Source organism: Klebsiella indica (assembly GCF_005860775.1).
Lineage (GTDB): Bacteria > Pseudomonadota > Gammaproteobacteria > Enterobacterales > Enterobacteriaceae > Klebsiella > Klebsiella indica.
In genome coordinates, this window is record NZ_VCHQ01000002.1 from 136,565 (window position 1) to 154,601 (window position 18,037).

15 protein-coding genes and 1 tRNA gene are annotated in these 18,037 nt (G+C 57.7%); 7 read left to right on the plus strand and 9 right to left on the minus strand.

Annotation, left to right across the window (positions count from 1 at the left end; all coding sequences use genetic code 11):
- The first annotated feature begins 21 nt into the window (after positions 1–21).
- From FE839_RS01830 to FE839_RS01855, 6 genes are all read left to right on the plus strand, one after another.
- Positions 22–1,617: an ABC transporter substrate-binding protein gene (locus tag FE839_RS01830; RefSeq protein WP_138358548.1), complete on the plus strand. Its 1,596-nt coding sequence runs from the start codon at positions 22–24 to the stop codon at positions 1,615–1,617.
- A complete protein-coding gene (locus FE839_RS01835) occupies positions 1,617–2,627 on the plus strand; it encodes an ABC transporter permease (RefSeq protein WP_138358550.1) in 1,011 nt (336 codons plus the stop codon). The genes FE839_RS01830 and FE839_RS01835 overlap by 1 nt, the downstream gene beginning before the upstream one ends.
- Complete coding sequence (locus FE839_RS01840) at positions 2,624–3,523, plus strand: ABC transporter permease (RefSeq protein WP_138358552.1); 900 nt, start codon at positions 2,624–2,626, stop codon at positions 3,521–3,523. The genes FE839_RS01835 and FE839_RS01840 overlap by 4 nt, the downstream gene beginning before the upstream one ends.
- On the plus strand, positions 3,524–4,351 hold the full coding sequence (locus FE839_RS01845) for an ABC transporter ATP-binding protein (protein ID WP_138358554.1): 828 nt from the start codon (positions 3,524–3,526) through the stop codon (positions 4,349–4,351).
- A gap of 78 nt (positions 4,352–4,429) precedes the next feature.
- Positions 4,430–5,170: an ABC transporter ATP-binding protein gene (locus FE839_RS01850; RefSeq protein WP_138358556.1), complete on the plus strand. Its 741-nt coding sequence runs from the start codon at positions 4,430–4,432 to the stop codon at positions 5,168–5,170.
- On the plus strand, positions 5,167–6,687 hold the full coding sequence (locus FE839_RS01855) for a serine hydrolase domain-containing protein (RefSeq protein WP_138358558.1): 1,521 nt from the start codon (positions 5,167–5,169) through the stop codon (positions 6,685–6,687). Before FE839_RS01850 ends, FE839_RS01855 begins: the two co-directional genes overlap by 4 nt.
- Before the next feature lie 3 nt (positions 6,688–6,690).
- Here FE839_RS01855 and FE839_RS01860 read toward each other — a convergent pair whose 3' ends face one another.
- From FE839_RS01860 to dgcN, 8 genes are all read right to left on the minus strand, one after another.
- Positions 6,691–7,512, minus strand: a complete 822-nt coding sequence (locus FE839_RS01860; RefSeq protein WP_138358560.1) for a M55 family metallopeptidase — start codon at positions 7,510–7,512, stop codon at positions 6,691–6,693.
- Positions 7,513–7,629: 117 nt separating this feature from the next.
- A complete protein-coding gene (locus tag FE839_RS01865; RefSeq protein ID WP_138358562.1) occupies positions 7,630–8,676 on the minus strand; it encodes a DmpA family aminopeptidase in 1,047 nt (348 codons plus the stop codon).
- A gap of 2 nt (positions 8,677–8,678) precedes the next feature.
- Positions 8,679–9,563 carry an ABC transporter permease subunit gene (locus FE839_RS01870; protein WP_138358564.1) on the minus strand — a complete coding sequence of 295 codons (885 nt, stop codon included), beginning with the start codon at positions 9,561–9,563 and terminating at the stop codon, positions 8,679–8,681.
- On the minus strand, positions 9,563–10,492 hold the full coding sequence (locus FE839_RS01875; protein WP_138358566.1) for an ABC transporter permease: 930 nt from the start codon (positions 10,490–10,492) through the stop codon (positions 9,563–9,565). Before FE839_RS01875 ends, FE839_RS01870 begins: the two co-directional genes overlap by 1 nt.
- A gap of 62 nt (positions 10,493–10,554) precedes the next feature.
- The gene (locus FE839_RS01880; protein ID WP_138358568.1) at positions 10,555–12,096 is read right to left on the minus strand and encodes a glutathione ABC transporter substrate-binding protein; all 1,542 of its coding nucleotides are present in this window, start codon (positions 12,094–12,096) and stop codon (positions 10,555–10,557) included.
- Positions 12,097–12,116: 20 nt separating this feature from the next.
- Positions 12,117–13,988 carry an ABC transporter ATP-binding protein gene (locus FE839_RS01885; protein ID WP_138358570.1) on the minus strand — a complete coding sequence of 624 codons (1,872 nt, stop codon included), beginning with the start codon at positions 13,986–13,988 and terminating at the stop codon, positions 12,117–12,119.
- A gap of 18 nt (positions 13,989–14,006) precedes the next feature.
- Positions 14,007–14,972: an N-acetyl-D-Glu racemase DgcA gene (dgcA, locus tag FE839_RS01890; protein WP_138358572.1), complete on the minus strand. Its 966-nt coding sequence runs from the start codon at positions 14,970–14,972 to the stop codon at positions 14,007–14,009.
- A gap of 1 nt (position 14,973) precedes the next feature.
- Positions 14,974–15,981, minus strand: a complete 1,008-nt coding sequence (gene dgcN, locus FE839_RS01895; protein ID WP_138358574.1) for an N-acetyltransferase DgcN — start codon at positions 15,979–15,981, stop codon at positions 14,974–14,976.
- Between the two features lie 557 nt (positions 15,982–16,538).
- Between dgcN and FE839_RS01900 the strand changes: the two genes are divergently transcribed.
- Positions 16,539–16,614, plus strand: a tRNA-Gly gene (locus FE839_RS01900).
- A 272-nt stretch (positions 16,615–16,886) separates the two neighbouring features.
- On the opposite strand, the gene queG is transcribed toward FE839_RS01900, so the two are convergent.
- Positions 16,887–18,026 (minus strand): tRNA epoxyqueuosine(34) reductase QueG, encoded by a 1,140-nt coding sequence (queG, locus tag FE839_RS01905; RefSeq protein WP_138358576.1) that lies wholly within the window; start codon positions 18,024–18,026, stop codon positions 16,887–16,889.
- Between the last annotated feature and the right edge of the window lie 11 nt (positions 18,027–18,037).

Consider the following 18,037-nt stretch of genomic DNA (forward strand, 5'->3'; position numbering starts at 1 on the left):
AATCAATGGATTGGAGTTGATATGGTAACCAGAAGACGTTTTCTTGTAGGATGCACCGCCGTACCTTTTCTTTCGTATCTCAGCCTCAATTCCGCCTTTGGCGCCACTCCGCCCAGTATGCTGGTGATGGCGATGCAATTGGATAATATGACCAGCCTCGATCCTCACGAGAGTTTCGAAGCCACTGGCGGGCAGATTTGCGGCAACCTGTATCAGAAGCTGGTGATGCCTGACCCGCAACAGCCGGATAAGGTGATTGGCGCCCTGGCAAAAAGCTGGGAGGTCAATGCCGACAACAGCGTGTATACCTTCCATATCGACCCGACGGCCAAATTCGCCGATGGTACCCCCGTCACCGCCGACGATGCGGCGTTCTCCATCGAACGTATCGTAAAACTGGATAAAAGCCCGGCGTTTATCATCAACCAGTTTGGCTTCACTAAAGATAACGTCACCCAACTGGTGACCGCGAAAGACACCCATACGCTGGAGATGAAGCTGGGCGCTCCGGCGGCTGAAACCTTCCTGCTGTATTGTCTGTCGGCCACCGTCGGCAGCATTGTGTCGAAGAAAGCCTGCCTGGCAAATCAGCAGAATAACGACTTCGGCAACGCCTGGCTGAAACAGCACAGCGCGGGTTCTGGCGCTTTTACCCTGCGTACCTGGAAAGCCAGTGAAACCGTGATTCTGCAACTCAGCCCGCAGTTCGCGGACCAGAGCAAAATCAAACGCGTGATCCTCAAACACATCACTGACCCGGCAGCACAGGCGTTAATGCTGAAAAAAGGCGACGTGGATGCGGCTTACGACCTGACCACCGAACAACTGTTACAGGTGAAAAACGACCCTGCGATCTCGCTGGTGACGCAGCCGCTTTCGGCTATCATGCTGATGTCGTGCAACACCAGTAATGAGTACCTGAAAAAACCGCAGGTGTGGCAGGCGCTAAAATGGGCGCTGGATTATGACAGCATCCAGAAGAACATTCTGTCGATGAGTTTCACCACTCATCAGAGCTTCCTGCCGAGCGGTTTCCCGGCGGCGCTGGATGATACCCCTTTCCATAAAGACGTTGCCAAAGCCAAAGCGTTGCTGGCCGAGGCGGGCTATCCGGACGGTTTTGCCATCACCCTCGATCACTACTCGATGCAGCCGTACCCGGATATTGCACAGGCGATTCAGACCCAACTGGGTGCGATTGGCATCAAGGTATCGCTGATTGCCGCTGAGAACCGCCAGGTGTTGACCAAAATGCGCGCTCGTCAGCATCAGTTGGCGCTCACCGCGTGGGGAGCGGATTACTTCGACCCGAACTCCAATACTGAAGCCTTCTGCGTTAACACCGACAACAGCGATAACGCGCGCAACCGCACGCTGGCGTGGCGTTGTAGCTGGTCTGACGATGAGTTCAACAAACTCACCGCACAGGCGCTGCACGAAGCCGACCCGGCCAAACGTATCGCGCTGTATCACCAGCTTCAGCAGATGGGGCGTGAGAAGAGTCCGTTTATCTACATGATGCAGAAAACCAAAAACGTCGCCGTTGGCAAAAATATCAGCGATGTCCACATGACCGTTCTGGAGCAGTGGCCGTATCAGCAGGTGAAAAAAGCCTGATGCAGTTACTGAAAAAGATCGTCAGCACCCTGAGCAGCCTGGTGCTGACGTTGTTCGGCTTGTCGGTTTTGACCTTTTTTATTGGTCGCGTGATGCCCACCGATCCGGTGCTGGCGGCGGTCGGTGATAACGCCCCGCAATCGGTAGTGGAACGCGTGCGTGCGGAAATGGGGCTGGATCAACCGCTTTACATCCAGTTTGGTCATTACCTCAATCAGCTGTTACATGGCGATCTCGGTAAATCGATTTTGACCTCCAATCCGGTCACTACCGATATCGCGCGTTTCTTTCCAGCGACCATGGAGCTGGCGACGGCGGCGATTATTATCGCCGCGTTGATCGGCATCCCACTCGGCGTGTGGGCGGCGGTGCGACAAAGTAGCTGGGTGGATCAGACCATTCGCGTGGTGTGTCTCGCCGGCCATTCGCTGCCGGTATTCGTGCTGGCGTTACTTAGCCTGCTGGTGTTCTACGCCGTGCTGGGCATTGCGCCGGGACCCGGCCGTCAGGACATTATCTGGCAGGATATGGTGCCGCAGGTCACCGGCTTTCTTACCATCGACTCTTTGCTGGCGGGTGAGTATGACGCCTTTCGCGATGCGCTGGCGCATATGGCCCAGCCGGTGTTGATCCTCGCCTATTTCAGCATGGCTTACATCACGCGGATGACGCGCACCTTTATGCTCAATGCCCTTAGCGGCGAGTTTGTGATCACCGCGCGCGCCAAAGGATTGTCTGCGGCGCGGGTGATCTGGCGCCACGCTTTTCCCACCGTAGCGGTACAACTGGTGACGGTACTGGCGCTGACTTACGCCGGGCTGCTGGAGGGCGCGGTAGTGACGGAAAACGTTTTTTCCTGGCCGGGGCTCGGACAGTATCTGACCACTTCGTTGATGAACGCTGATATGAACCCGGTAGTTGGCGCCACTCTGCTGGTCGGCACCGTGTATGTCGTGCTTAATCAACTGGCCGATCTTCTCTATCGACTTTGGGATCCGCGCGTAAAATGATCTTCTTTTCTCGTGACTGGCTACTTGATGACACGCCAGCGAACCGCCGCCAGGCGGTATGGGGCCGTCGCTATCGCCTGTGGCTCAGCCTGCGTAACAACCCGTTGGCGATGGCGGGGCTGCTGGTCATTTTCCTGATGTTACTTCTGGCGGTGTTTGCGCCGCTGCTGACGCCGTTTGATCCAGGAACGCAGCATCTGGCTAATCGCCTTGCGGCGCCGTCATGGGCGCACTGGCTCGGCACCGATGAACTGGGCCGCGATGTCTGGACTCGAATCATCTATGGCGGACGTACCACGCTTGGTATGGTGATCGCGGTCGTGGTGCTGACCGCGCCGCTCGGCCTGCTGATTGGCTGTATCGCCGGTTATGCAGGCGGGATTGTGGACAAGGCGTTGATGCGACTGACGGATATTTTCCTCGCTTTCCCGCGCCTGATTCTGGCGCTGGCGTTTGTTGCTGCGCTGAAACCGGGCGTCGAGAGTGCGGTTCTGGCCATCGCGCTGACTGCCTGGCCGCCCTATGCGCGTCTGGCACGGGCGGAGACCTTACAGTTCCGCAACAGTGATTTTATCGCCGCCAGCCGTCTGACCGGCGCAGCGCCGTTGCGTATTATTCTGCGCCATATCATGCCATTGTGCGTGCCGAGCCTGATTGTGCGCGTCACTCTTGACATGAGTTCTATCATTATCACCGCCGCCAGCCTCGGCTTTCTCGGTATGGGCGCTCAGCCGCCTTCACCGGAATGGGGCACGATGATTGCCACTGCGCGTCGTTTCCTGTTTAGCGAGTGGTGGGTGCCGCTGATGCCGTGCATCGCCATTTTCCTGACCTCGCTGGCGTTCAACTTTCTGGGCGACGGTCTGCGCGACGTGCTCGATCCGAAGGAGCGCTAAATGCTGGTAGAAATTGAAAATTTGCGCATTGCCTTTCGCAACCGCGCCGACACCTTTGAAGCGGTGCGCGGCGTCAGTTTTAGCGTTGGCCGGGAAAAGTTTGCCCTTGTCGGCGAGAGCGGTTCCGGCAAATCGCTGACGGCGCGCAGCCTGATGCAACTGCTGCCAGGCAACGCGGCGGTGACGGCGGACGTCCTGCGTTTTGATGGCATCGACCTGCGCGGCGCCAGCGAAAAAGTGCTACGTCAGATCCGCGGCAAGCGCGTTGGTTTTATTTTGCAGGACCCGAAATATTCGCTCAATCCGGTGATGACGATTGGTCAGCAGATTTCCGAAGCCTGGCGCGAACATAAGGGGGGGAGCAAAAAGGCGGCGCTGCAGGCCGCGATTGGCTTGCTGGAACAGGTAAAAATCCGCGATCCCGAATCGGTGGCGAAACGCTATCCACATGAAGTTTCTGGTGGGATGGGCCAGCGGGTGATGATTGCCATGATGCTGGCGCCGGACCCGGAGTTGCTGATTGCGGATGAACCTACCAGTGCGCTGGATGCCACGGTACAGGCGGAGATCCTCAAACTGATTGACGACCTGGTGTCTGCTCGTGGCATGGGACTGATCCTGATCAGTCACGATCTGCCGCTGGTGTCGCATTTTTGCGATCGCGTGGCGGTGATGTATGCCGGGCGTATCGTCGAACAGTTAGCGGCCGGACAACTGCAACAGGCGCAGCATCCCTATACCCGCGGGTTGCTGGCCTGCCTGCCGTCGCTGCGCCATCCGCGCGATCGATTACCGGTGCTGCAGCGTGATGCGGCGTGGCGGGATTAATGCCGCATCCAGGTATTGCGCGATTTATCGCGCGGGTTGCAATGCAGGGGGCGGATTTTAGCTCAACAGGCAAAATACATGATTCAAATTGATAATCTGCGTATCTCTTTTGGTTCGCTTACGGTGGTAAAAGACGTCAGCTTTTTTGTTGCTAATGGCGAGAGTTTCGGCCTGGTTGGCGAAAGCGGTTCCGGTAAATCCACCATTCTGCGAGCGCTGGCCGGGCTGAATGAACACTGGCAGGGCAATATGATCTTTGGCGGTCAGGCATTGGGCGCCAAACGCAGCCGCGCTTTTTTTCGCCAGGTTCAAATGGTCTTCCAGGACCCGTTTGGCTCGCTGCATCCGCGGCAGACCATTGACCGCATTCTGCACGAGCCGTTGCTGGTGCATCAGTTCGATCGTGCTGAACAACGCATCAGCCGGGCGCTGAGTGAAGTTGGTCTACCTGCGGCGGTGCGTTTTCGCTATCCCCACCAGCTTTCCGGCGGGCAGCGTCAGCGTGTGGCGATCGCCCGGGCGCTGATTGCGGAGCCGGAGGTCCTGCTGCTGGATGAACCCACCTCGGCGCTCGATGTATCGGTACAGGCGGAAATCCTTAATCTACTTAGCGATCTTCGCAGCGAGCGTGAACTGACCTACATTATGGTGACACATAATCTCGCGGTGGTGACGCATTTGTGTCAGCGCATTGGCGTGATGCAGCATGGCGAGATGGTCGAGCAACTGAGCGCTGACGATCTGCGCGCCCGCCGCATCCAGCATCCGCACACCGCGCAACTGTTTGATCTCAGCATGACGCTGGAGGAACCGGTATGACAACAGCCCGCTGGCAGCAGGCCGCAGATGTGGCAGATTCGATCGTGCAAAGCTGGCGACAACCCGGTGCGCCAGGCGGTGCGATCGTGTTGTTTGATGCCGACCATATTCACTCAACGCATTACGCCGGGCTGGCCGATCTGTCCCGGCAAACGCCGTTTACGGTGGACAGCGTGGTGCGTTTTGCCTCAATAACCAAACATCTGTTTGCCGCCCTGGTCACCGGCCCGGGAAGCCGATTTATGCAGCTGGATGACACGCTGGCGCAACATCTGCCGCAGCTGACCGGCGCCAACGGCGCGGTGACGATAGGGCAGGCGCTGGATATGAGCAGCGGCCTGCCGGACGTGCGTGAAACCCTGTCGCTGCTGGGTTTATCGGTGTATAACGCCACTACTGCCGCCGATTTGCTCGATTTTGTCGCTCGCGAAGGCGATCTGAACTACCCGCCGGGCAGCGAGATCTCCTATACCAACACCGGCTACCGTCTGGTGGAGGAGGCGCTGAAAGCCAAAGGCGTGCTGTTTAACGAGCTGTTACAGCAATACGTGTGCAACCCCCTGGATATTAATCTGTTCGCGGCGGAAAGCTGGTTTGATATTGTCCCTGGCCTGGTGCCGGGTTACTGGCACAACGGGCAGCAGTGGCAACTTTCCAGCGCCGGTTTGCATCTGTCGGCATCCGGCAGCGTGACCGGCAGTCTGCGGGATCTGACTCGCTGGCTGCAAAGTCTGCTGGCGGATACCGGTCCGGGCGCCGGTGTGCTGCAACGGCTGAGCGCGCCGCGCAGGCTGAATGACGGGCGCGCCAGCGGTTATGGGCTGGGGATAACGCGTTCGACGATCGACGGCCAGACGCTGTTTGGTCACGGCGGTTCCCACGCCGGTTATAAAAGCTATTTCCTGTTGCATCCGGCGTTGAAGATCGGCGTGGCGCTGGTGGCAAACCGTGAAGATGTCGCCACTTCCGAAAGCGCTCTGCGCATTCTGGCCGCCGCGTTGGGCCGCGCATTACCGGAAAAAGGCCACGATCTGACGCCCGGGCTGTATGTGGCGCCGGATGCCGCCGACTGGCTGGAGATCAGCGGCGTGACCGCCACCTGGCTGGGAGCGGGTGAAACGCTATGGCGCGATGAACACGCTGGTGATGCCATCTCACTTTCCAGCACTTTCCCGATGCGATTACATCACGAGGGCGCCGCGATTGCCGGTGAAATCGGCCATGCGGCGCGCCGCTTTGTACCGGTGCAGCCGGATTGCGCCAGCCTCGACAATATGCAGGGCTGCTGGTTCGCGTCGCAGTGGCGTAGTGAGATGGTGGTTGCGGCGGATACCCTGACGATGGGAATTGGCCCGGCGGCGATTCGCGCCACGCTGCAATCGCTGGGTGGCGATCGTGTGCTGGCAACGGCGCAGGATGGCCCGTGGGAGAAACGTTTTGTGCTGGCGCGAGCGGGCGATAGCGTGCGGCTGCTGCTCAACCGCAGCCGCGTTGTGACCTTCAGACGCCAGCGATGAGCCTTAGTTTTGCGTACTCGCCAGATAGGAGAAGGCGCTCAACAGGCTGATTAGCGTGCCCATCTTCTCCGCGCGATAGCCCACGGTGACCGCATCAATGCGCGTTACGCCCGGGATCAGGCTGAAGAGATCGGCCAGCACCGGTTTACTCGCCTGAAGCTGCATCTCATAAGGGGAACTGATGCGGGTGGTTTCAACCTGACCTGCACGCTGTACGACTGCCGTGGCGGCGACGCGGATAGCATCCTGCGCCGCCCGCGGGCTGATGGATTCCGCACAGGTATGGGAGATGGCGCGTTTGACGCAGACGTAATCAACCGACGGGTAATGTTCGCCAATCCAGCCCTGGAGCCGATCGTCGCCGCTCACCAGCCACAACGGCGTGCCCTGTTCGGCCGCCGCCGCCGCATAGATATCGCTTTCGCCCATCACTTTGCCGTTGATATGGATGCGCCAGAACGCGCGCCCGTTAATGGTATGCGCCAGCACGCCGGGCTCGCCTGCCGCGCTGTGATAGCCGATAAAAAACAGGCCATCGAAGGGCTGCTGTTCCAGCCCTTCCACCATTGACAGACCGCGAGGTTTGCCCTGGACCAGTCGGGCGCGGGGATCGATATTTTCCGCACGCAGATTGGTCATTTGCGCGTGGCTGTCAGCCACTACCACTTCGGTTGCGCCACCGGCAAACGCCCCATCGATGGCGGCATTAACTTCCTGTTCCATCAATCCGCGTGCCAGCTGGTATTCCGCATGGCCTGGCGAACATTGTTCCGGGCGCATGACGCCCGCGATGCCTTCGATATCGGCGGAGATAAAGATTTTCATTGTCTGATGTTTTCCGTTAATCGCGATATACCCGTTGTATTTCAGGTCGCTTGTACATTGGCTACGCCCGTTTCTGTGTCGGGTATAAACCCCAATATGATGTGATCAATCGCGCCGTTACGGTAGCGATAACCTGTTCAGCACCTCGGTCAACGCCGGACGGTGGTGGCCGCGAAAACCGGTGACCGCTTCCGCGCTCAGCAACGCATCCAGCACCGCGTGTTCGGTGGCATCGGCAGCGGCGGCGAGCAATGGCTCCAGCGCCGCATCCTCCGGTGGCTGAGGCTGAACGCAGGTAGAAAATGCCACCGCAATATCACCGGAACCGTGTCCCCAGTAACTGCCCAGTCGTCCGAGGCCTGCCCCGGCGCGTTTTGCCACACGCTTCAACTGGCGCGCGTCAAGCGGCGCATCGGTGGCCATAATGATGATGATCGAGCCCGCATCGCGCTGGGGCGCCAGTTCCGGCAACAGCGGGGCGATCATCTCGCCAAGACGCACGCCATCCAGCGTTAACGCTGTCAGCGCGCCAAAGTTCGCCAGCACCAGTACGCCAAGCGTGGCATTCAGAGCGGGGATCAGGCGCGAGGCGCTGCCAATGCCGCCTTTCAGGCTAAAACAACTCATACCGCGCCCGGCGCCAACGCTACCACGGGCGAAATCGCTCTGCGCATTCTGTAGGGCCTGTTGCGCCAGCGTTTCTGTCACCGCCAGCGCCTGGATGTCATTGAGCCAGCCGTCGTTACACTCCAGCGCCAACGGATTGACCGTGGGCATACTGCGGCCCAGCTCCGGGTTGCGGCTGATGGCATTGCGCACCAGGGTGGTAAACAGCGTGCCGACCGCCAGAGTGTTGCTAAGCAGGATCGGCGTCTGCAATACCCCCAGTTCTTCCAGTTGTACCAGCCCGACCGGTTTGGCAAAGCCGTTAAATACCGCCGCCGCGCAGGGCAGTGGTTGTCGGAAAAGGTTATCACCCGGCGGCACAATCGCCGTGACACCGGTCTGGATCTCGCCTTCTGCCAGAGTGGCGTGGCCGACGCGCACGCCAGGTACATCGCTGATCAGGTTGGTCGGCCCGCAGTGGCTGCGCGGCTGACCGAGCTGACGATCTTCACGCCAGCGTTGCAGCAGCAGGTCACGCTGCCTCTGTTGAAAATCCATGTTTAACTCTTCAGTTTGGGATCGAGCGTATCGCGCAGGGCATCGCCCAGCAGGTTAAACGCCAGTACCGTAATAAAAATCGCCAGGCCGGGGAAGACGCTGATGTGCCACATGCCTGCCATCATCATATTGCGACTCATCGCCAGGATGTTGCCCCACTCAGGAACGTCCGGCTCCGGACCAAGGCCGATAAAACTCAGTCCGGCTGCGGTGAGAATACTGGTGCCGATACGCATGGTGAAGTAAACAATCACGTTCGACAGGGTACCCGGCAGAATATGGCGCAACAGAATGACGCGGTTTGGCGCGCCAGCACAGCGTACCGCTTCAACATAAGCGGCCTGTTTCAGCGACAGCGTCGAGGCGCGTACGATACGGGCAAACACCGGCACGCTGAACACCGCGACCGCGATAATCACGTTATTCAGACCCGGACCGAGAATCGCCACCACCGCAATCGCCAGCAACATGCCTGGAAAAGCGAAGAGGACATCGGAACCCCGCATAATCAGCATGTCGATCCAGCGGCCATAATAGCCGGCCAGCAGCCCAAGCAGTACTCCCACCACCATGCCAAGCGTTACCGAGACGACGCCAATATACAACGAGATACGCGCGCCATAGATGATACGGCTCAGCAGGTCGCGACCGAGATCATCGGTGCCCATCCAGTGCGCGGCAGAGGGCGGTGAGGAGAGCGCCATCCAGTCCGGCGCCATCGGATCCCAGGGCGCCAGCCACGGAGCGAAAATCGCCACCAGCACCAGCAACAGCACAAACCCGCCCGAGACCAGCGCCAGTGGATTGCGCACAAAAGCATGCAGAAAATCGCGCCACGGCGAACGGATCGCCTCCTGCGCATTGGCAGGCAGAGATTGTAGGCTCATCATGGCTCCTGTCGCAGGCGAATCGCCGGGTTCACTACTGCATACAGCAGGTCGACCAGCAGGTTAATCACAATAAATTCAAACACGAACAGCATCACCAGCGCCTGAATCACCGGCTGGTCTTGTGCTTTGATCGATTCGATCAGCAGCCAGCCTAATCCCGGCCAGTTGAACACGCTTTCCACCACGATCGAGCCGCCCAGTAGAAAACCAAACTGCAAACCGAGCATGGTGATGACCGGGATCAGCGCATTGCGCATTACATGCTTCCAGGTCACCAGACGATTGCGCAGGCCTTTTGCTTTGGCGGTACGGACATAATCTTCCTGCGCCACCTCAAGGAAGGCTGAGCGGGTAAAACGCGCCATCACCGCAGCCACCGAGGAACCCAGCGTGATGGCGGGGAGGATGATATCCGTGGGCTTATTGAAGCCGCTGACCGAAAACAGGCCAAATGGCATAGCAACAAACTGGATCAGCAACAGGCCCAGCCAGAATGTCGGCATGGAAATACCGCCCACGGCAACGCTCATTAGCGTCCAGTCCTGCCATTTTCCGCGTTTCAGGGCTGCCAGCACGCCAAGAAACAGGCCGAGGATCACTGACCAGGCAAAACCGGCGAGCGCCAGCCACATGGTAGGCATAAAGCTTTTTTCGATCACTTCCAGCACCGGCTGCTGTGTGCGGTAGGTTACGCCGAGATCGCCACGGAACAGGCCGCCCAGCCAGTGCAGATATTGTTGCGGCAGCGGGTCGTTAAGACCGAGATGCTGGCGCGCGGCTTCCACTGCTTCCAGCGGCGCATCCGGCCCGGCATAGATGCGTGCCGGATCGCCCGGAAGCAGTTTGATAAAGCCGAATACCAGCAGTGAGACCACCAGCAGAACCGGGATCATCTCCAGCAGACGACGAATAATGTATGCGAACATGCGTTTCCTTTAATTCGGTACGGACATCCCCCTCGCCATTAATGGCGAGGGGGATGCAGGGCTTACTTAAACGCCGCCTGGGTATACAGCAAGTTACCATCCGGCAACATCGAGACGCCGCTCAGATCGCGACGTTTGCCCACCAGGTTATCCGGCGTGCCGAGGAAGGCAACCGGCGCATCTTTCCACAGCAGCTTCTGCGCTTCGGCATACGCCACGGCGCGCTTCGCCGGATCTGCGGTAGCCAGACCCTCGGCAATCGCTTTATCTACCGCCGGGTTGCTGAAGTAGGAGACGTTGTAGGAAGTTGGCACCCAGGATTCGGTGGCGTACAGCGGACGCAGCGCCCAGTCAGCATCGCCTGTAGAGGTAGACCAGCCGCCATAGTAGAGGTCAAATTGCGCCTGCTTCGGATCTTTCACCCCCCACAGTTTGGCGTCGCGCATACCGGAATCCATTGGCGTTACGGTGACGCGGATCCCCACAGTAGCGAGCTGTGCTTTCAGGAACTGCGCCGCGCGCACGCTGGCGGTGGCATTGGTGGTCCACAGCTTCAGATCGAGACCGTTCGGGTATCCTGCCGCTTTCAGCAGCGCTTTGGCTTCATTCGGTGCATAGCGATAGTTGGGGTCGCTCTGCTTTTGGTAGAACTGTACTCCTTCCGGAATGGCTGAACTGGCGGGTTTGCCCATACCGGCAAACGCCACTTTTAGCCACAGATTACGGTCGATGGCGTAGTTAATCGCCTGACGTACGCGCACATCCGCCAGCGGTTTATGCTGGTTATTGATCGCCATGTAGTAGAGGTAAATGCTCGGATCGCGCTGGATTGCCAGTTTGCTGTCGTTTTGTACGGTGCTGATCAGATCGGACGGCAACGGCCAGATCGCATCAGCCTGACCTGACTTCAGCGCTGCCACGCGGGTGGCATCTTCCGGGCTGGGGGAGAAAACCACCTTATCCACCTTCGGCCAGCCTTTCTGCCAGTAACCGTCGTATTTGGTCAGAGTGACGGCTTTCCCCGGCTGCCAGTTGACAAATTTAAACGGACCCGTGCCCACCGGATGCAGGCGCAACTGCGCTTCGTCCGGATACTGCTTGAGGATCGCCGGGCTCCACATCACCGCTGACGGGTGGGCCAGGGTATTGATGAATGCGCCAAATGACTGGTTCAGATCAATTTTCACTTTGTCTGGCGCCAGTACCGTAACGCTCTCAATCATCTTATACAGACTGTTGCGCTTCAGTCCTTTGGTCTGATCGGCGAGACGATCGAGGTTGGCTTTCACCGCCTCTGCATCGAAGGGCGTGCCGTCCTGGAAGGTAACGCCTTTGCGCAGCGTCAGGGTGAATTCAGTGGCGCTGTCATTACTGGTGTACCCGGTTGCCAGCCAGGGTTGCAGCTTCATCCGGGCATCGAACTGGAACAGGCGCTCGAAGATGCCGCTTTGCACTGAATAACTGACGTTGTCTGAGGTATCGTGTGGATCGAGGCCGGTGATATCCGCATACATCGAGATATGCAGATCCTGCGCCTGCACAGCAGCCGCCAGGGAGAGGGTAAGTCCGAGAGCGAGCGAGGTGCGACGGAAGAACGGGTTCATAAAATCTCCTGGTATTGGGGTTAGCACGGAACAATGCCATCAGCGACCCAGTGCTGCGGGGCAACCTGGCGATAACGGGGTTTAATGACCGTTTCTCCTGCTTTGCGTAACGGCGAGGGGATCTCGCTGTCCTCGAAAGCGCGTTGTGGACGGTTCAGTGGATCAGCGACCGGCACCGAGGCCAGCAGCCGTTGGGTATAAGGATGTTGCGGATTATTGAATACCGACTGGCGCGGCCCCAGTTCAACAATCTGGCCGAGGTACATTACCGCCACGCGGTTAGCAATACGCTCCACCACCGCCATGTCATGGGAGATAAAAATCCACGCCACACCGGTTTGCTGTTGCAGATCCATCATCAGATTCACCACCTGCGCCTGAATCGACACATCCAGCGCAGAAACCGCTTCGTCCGCAATGATCACTTTGGGTTTCAGCGCCATAGCGCGGGCAATGGCGATACGCTGACGCTGGCCGCCGGAAAACTCATGCGGATAACGGCGCGCATGTTCCGGTTGCAGGCCAACGCTTTTCAGCAGTTCCGCCACCTGAGGCGTCGCCTCTTCCAGCGACTGCACCACGCCATGCAGCAGCAGCGGCTCGGCGATGGTGAATCCCACGGTTAAACGCGGATTAAGCGAGGCATAGGGATCCTGAAACACCATCTGGATTTCACGCCGTAGCGGCTGAAACTGGGCCTCTTTCAGGTTGGCGATTTCGTTACCCTGGAAATGGATGCTGTCGGCATCGCTGTTGATTAAACGCATCAGCGCGCGACCGGTGGTGGATTTACCGCAACCACTCTCGCCAACAATCGCCAGCGTCTCCCCCGGCCACAGGGTGAAGTCGATCTGCTCTACCGCATGAACTTCATGGGTCAGTGCCGAGAAAATACCGCTGCGAATGGGGTAATAGACTTTCAGGCCGCGTACATCAAGCAGGGGGTTATCATCGTAACGGGCGGTGCGTTGTTCATCCTTCTCCGTTTCTTCTGCGCCGAGTAACGGAAAGCGCTGTGGCCATGCGTGTTCGCGCATGTCCCCCAGTTTTGGCACCGCTGCCAGTAACGCTTTGGTGTAGGGATGCTGCGGCGCGTTAAAAATCGCTTCCACCGTTCCCTGTTCCACCACATTGCCGCGATACATCACCACCACACGGTCAGCGATTTCTGCCACGACGCCCATATCGTGGGTGATAAACAGCACCGCCATCTGCCTGGCGCGTTGCAAATCACGCAGAATTTGCAGAATGCGCGCCTGTACCGTGACGTCGAGCGCGGTGGTTGGTTCATCTGCAATCAACAGTCGCGGATCGCAGGCCAGCGCCTGGGCAATCATCACTCGCTGACGCATCCCGCCCGACAGCGAGTGCGGATAGCTTTTCATGACCCGATCGACATCGGCAATACGGACCTGGCGCAGCAGTTCGCGGGCGCGTGCATTCGCCTCGGCTTTACCACAAATTTTTTGGTCGAGCAGGGCTTCTGTCAGCTGATCGCCGACACGCAGTACCGGGTTCAGCGACGTCATTGGCTCCTGAAAAATCATTGACATCTCACGACCACGCAAAGCATTGCGCTGCGTTTCGTCGAGTTTTTCCAGGTGATGTAATTGACCATGACGATCGCGGAACTGAATGCTGCCGTGATCGATATGACCTGAGGCAGCCAGTAGCCCCATTACCGACAGCGAGGTGACTGATTTTCCCGACCCGCTTTCGCCCACTACGGCGACGATTTCGCCCTGGTGTATCTCAAAGTTGATGCCTTTCAGCGCCTGGTTAACGCCGCTACGGCCGCGAAAGCTGACGCTGAGATCCTGAATAGCGAGTACCGGCGCAGAGGCGGAACCGGCAACGCTGGCGGCGTTCTGCATGGGTAAAGTGTCCGTCATCGTTGCTCCGTGTGCGGGTTATAGCCAGATTTGGCCTCTGGAATAGGAGAGGAACGGCGAACTGTCTGCCGCCAGCCAGATCGGGCCATCGAGATCGATATGTTCGGCGGCAATCGCCACCGGCAGCGCGGCTTCCATTGCCAGCGATGAACCCAGCATACAGCCCACCATCAGACGCATATCCCGCTTTTTCGCCTCTGCCACCATCGCCAGCGCTTCGGTTAATCCGCCACATTTATCCAGTTTGATGTTGATCATCTCGTAGCGATTACGCAGTTGGGCGATATCTTCCCGCGTGTGGCAACTCTCGTCGGCACAGACCGGGATTGGATGAGTGAAACGCTGTAAATCCTGGTCCTGACCGGCCGGTAACGGTTGTTCGATCATCGCGATGTTATAGGGCAACAGCGCGTTGAACAGGCTGTGCAGATCGACACCGGACCAGGCTTCGTTGGCATCAATAATCAGCGTGGCGTGGGGCGCGGCGGCACGGATCGCGGCCACTTTTTCCAGAATATCGTCACGGTTGAGTTTAATTTTCAGCAGGATGGCGCCACGTGACACCGCGTCAGCGGCGGCCCGCGCCATATTGTCCACGCTATCCAGACTGAGTGTTTCGGCGGTGATGACCGAGACGGGGGGAGTCCGGCCGCTCATCTGCCACAGCGTCTGTTTCGCCAGTGCGGCATCCAGTCTCCACAGCGCGCAGTCCAGCGCATTACGCGCTGAACCCGCATGCAGACGGGTTTGCAGATCGACTCGGCTGAGACCGGCTTCGATGTCGCCGCGCATCGTTTCCAGTTCGGCGTTGACGCTTTCCGGCGTTTCGTCGTAACGCGGGGTAGGCGTGCATTCACCACGACCAATAAAGCCATTCTGCTCCAGGGTGACGCGAATCACCGTCACCGCGGTGCGTGTGCCGCGTGAGATGGCAAACGGGCGCGCCAGCGGCAGTTCCAGCACCTCTATCTGCATACGTCGCATCTTAGCCGCGCTCCTTCAGGAAGGCTGCGATTTCCGTGATGCCAAAGCGCACCGGATCGGTGGCGGGCACGCCAAATTCGGCGCTGACTTCGGCGCAGTAAGCGCGCGCTTCTTCTTCACTGTAGTTTGAGGTGTTGATGGCAAAACCCGCCAACTGCACGGTGTCGCTGGTGACAGCGGCGGCGCGCAGGTTGGCGTCGACGCAATCCTTCAGGCTGACCATCGGCTGATGCGGCAGATGGCGCATTTTTTGGCGACCCATTTCGTGACACATCACCAGCCATTGTGGCTGGGCGCCGTGGATCAGCCCCATCGATACGCCTGCATAGGAAGGATGGAACAGTGAACCCTGACCTTCGACGATATCCCAATGGTCGTCTTCGTTGGCGGGGGACAGCGCTTCCGCCGCGCCGGCGATAAAGTCTGCAATGACCGCGTCGATGGCGATACCGGCTCCGGCAACCAGGATACCGGTCTGGCCGGTGGCCCGGAAATCGGCCTTCAGACCGACGTCGCGCATTGCCGCTTCCAGCGCCAGTGAGGTGTACATCTTGCCGACTGAGCAGTCGGTGCCGACAGTAAGCACACGCTTACCGGCACGTTTTTTACCGCTGCCAACACTCAGCTTCGGACGCATGTGGCGGATATCAAACAGTTCCACGCCAAATTCCTGCGCTAACGCTACGAGCTCCGGTTCATCTGCCAGACGATGGTGCAGGCCGCTGGCGACATTCATTCCGGCTTTGATAGCGTTGCGTACAGTATCCAGCCAGTGCGGCGGCAGATATCCTCCGGCGTTGGCGGTACCGAGTACCAGGGTTTTTGCCCCGCGCGCTTTGGCGGTGGCAATGTCGATCTCTTCCAGACCGAGGCTGACGGTGCAACCCGCCAGTTTGATTTCACCAACGCACTGTTCCGGCCGCCAGACGTGAATACCGCGCGCCGTTTTTGCCGCCAGGGGATCGGTGACATCACCAAGAAAGAGTAAATAGGGTTGAGGGATCAGCATGATGTTTCTCGTATCAGACAGGTGAAAAGGATCTGTACTGACTATTCCATGCTGCGGGCTGAGGGAGGAATGCTTGTTTAGTGGCAGGATATAACTTCAGGCTATATCCAGAAGAAAAACTGATGTTTGACGGGGGAAAATGGTGATTTTAAGGGCGTGTGGGGAAAATCATCCGTGTGAGAGATAAGAAAATCATTGATATTTACCGCTCGACGCGCATAGCGTGCTGTGTCCTTCGCGATGAAAAACCCATCTGCGCTCCTGTCTGATACAGGGACGTGACGGTCGGGCGTATGGGGGCGTTGTTGTTTTTTCTGTATGGAAATTGTTCAGTTGTGCATAAAATTAAGAACAGGGCTTGCCATTGCCTCATGGTTAGTCCATAATGCCGTCCATCCTGTTGCAGGATAGGTGTAAAGGTTATTAAAATCAATAAGTTAAGCTCATGATTTTAAATTATCTTTCCACGTTCAGAATTTGAATGTCTCCATTCTAATCACTGAATTTCAGGTTGCGGCAAAGCCGTTAGTGCTCAGGCAGCTTGAAACGACAATTAAGCGGGAATAGCTCAGTTGGTAGAGCACGACCTTGCCAAGGTCGGGGTCGCGAGTTCGAGTCTCGTTTCCCGCTCCAAAATTTCTTCCGGTACTTATTTTATCCACAGCGCAAGATCGCGTCAGAGATGATTTCCGTCAGGCCATGCAAAATACTGTGAACAGAGTTATCCACAGATTGTTTTTGGCGGCTTTTCACGAGGAAATTGTCTGCGGTGTAAACGGTGTGTTTTTATGTTATTGAAACATAAGTATTAAATTTCAATGAAAATTGTTAATTCGATCACTTGACGAATGACTGCTCATTGAAACGCAATGCATTTTTATTTTTATCCACAGCCTGTGAATCACTCAGGCATCTCGCGGCAATCCTTTCTCCACCACTCTTACCAGCCGTAGTTTCTTCGGCAATTGCACTTCAATCACGTTGGCATTTCGCTTGTCAATTTGCTGCGCAACCGCCCATTCTATGTGCTCATCGAGAAGTGGGTGCTCACCTCGGCGACTTTCCAGAGCCGTAAGATTCGCTTTATCCCAGGGCGCATTTCCCAATGCGACGGCAATATTACGCAGCCAGCGCAGATGACCGATACGCCGAATGGCTGACCCTTCAGTCACTTTCAAGAAATAAGGCTCACTCCAGGTGAACAGCTCCTGGAGTGCAGGTGCGTGTAATGCCTTACGCGGGCTAAAGTCCTCTTCATCAGTGAGTTGCGCGAAGCGGTTCCACGGACAAATGAGCTGGCAGTCATCGCAGCCGTAAATGCGGTTACCGATCAGCGAGCGAAATTCTTCCGGGATCGCCCCTTCCAGTTCGATGGTCAGATAGGAGATGCAGCGCCGGGCGTCAACGGTATAGGGCTCGACGATAGCGCCGGTTGGGCAGATAGTCATGCAGGCGACGCAGCGTCCGCACGCTTCTTCGACGGGATGATCGACGGGCAGCGGGAGGTCGATAAGCAGTTCACCGAGAAAAAAGAACGAGCCGGCATCGCGACTGAGGATGAGTGAGTGCTTACCTGTCCAGCCAAGCCCTGCTTTTTCGGCTAAAGGACGTTCAAGAATCGGCGCGGAATCGACAAAAGGTCTAAAATTGAGCGAAGCACACTGTTCCTGAATCTTCTCACCTAATTTTTTCAGGCGATTACGTAACAGCTTATGATAGTCCCGACCGAGGGCATAGCGGCTAACGTAACCCCGCGCGGGATCCTTCAGGGTACGGGCGAAAGCGGCGTTAGCGGGCAGGTAGTTCATCCGCACGCTAATCACGCGTAATGTACCGGGCTGGAGTTCATGAGGGCGCGCGCGCATCATTCCGTGGCGCGCCATCCACTCCATTTCGCCATGGTATTGTTTATCCAGCCATGCCTGCAGTTTAGGCTCACTGGCGCTGAGATCGGTATCGGTAATACCGACCTGCTGGAACCCCAACTCTGTGCCCCATTGTTTGATTTGCTGCGCTAACTGATTGAGATCGAGGGGTTGTGACATGATGGACCATA

Coding starts and splice junctions, on each gene's coding strand:
- dgcN (WP_138358574.1), bottom strand. CDS start 15,981: ATGCTGATCCCTCAACCCTATTTACTCTTTCTTGGTGATGTCACCGAT.
- FE839_RS01870 (WP_138358564.1), bottom strand. CDS start 9,563: ATGAGCCTACAATCTCTGCCTGCCAATGCGCAGGAGGCGATCCGTTCG.
- FE839_RS01855 (WP_138358558.1), top strand. CDS start 5,167: ATGACAACAGCCCGCTGGCAGCAGGCCGCAGATGTGGCAGATTCGATC.
- FE839_RS01850 (WP_138358556.1), top strand. CDS start 4,430: ATGATTCAAATTGATAATCTGCGTATCTCTTTTGGTTCGCTTACGGTG.
- FE839_RS01830 (WP_138358548.1), top strand. CDS start 22: ATGGTAACCAGAAGACGTTTTCTTGTAGGATGCACCGCCGTACCTTTT.
- FE839_RS01880 (WP_138358568.1), bottom strand. CDS start 12,096: ATGAACCCGTTCTTCCGTCGCACCTCGCTCGCTCTCGGACTTACCCTC.
- FE839_RS01860 (WP_138358560.1), bottom strand. CDS start 7,512: ATGAAAATCTTTATCTCCGCCGATATCGAAGGCATCGCGGGCGTCATG.
- FE839_RS01875 (WP_138358566.1), bottom strand. CDS start 10,492: ATGTTCGCATACATTATTCGTCGTCTGCTGGAGATGATCCCGGTTCTG.
- FE839_RS01835 (WP_138358550.1), top strand. CDS start 1,617: ATGCAGTTACTGAAAAAGATCGTCAGCACCCTGAGCAGCCTGGTGCTG.
- FE839_RS01885 (WP_138358570.1), bottom strand. CDS start 13,988: ATGACGGACACTTTACCCATGCAGAACGCCGCCAGCGTTGCCGGTTCC.
- FE839_RS01865 (WP_138358562.1), bottom strand. CDS start 8,676: ATGGATTTTCAACAGAGGCAGCGTGACCTGCTGCTGCAACGCTGGCGT.
- queG (WP_138358576.1), bottom strand. CDS start 18,026: ATGTCACAACCCCTCGATCTCAATCAGTTAGCGCAGCAAATCAAACAA.
- dgcA (WP_138358572.1), bottom strand. CDS start 14,972: ATGCGACGTATGCAGATAGAGGTGCTGGAACTGCCGCTGGCGCGCCCG.
- FE839_RS01845 (WP_138358554.1), top strand. CDS start 3,524: ATGCTGGTAGAAATTGAAAATTTGCGCATTGCCTTTCGCAACCGCGCC.
- FE839_RS01840 (WP_138358552.1), top strand. CDS start 2,624: ATGATCTTCTTTTCTCGTGACTGGCTACTTGATGACACGCCAGCGAAC.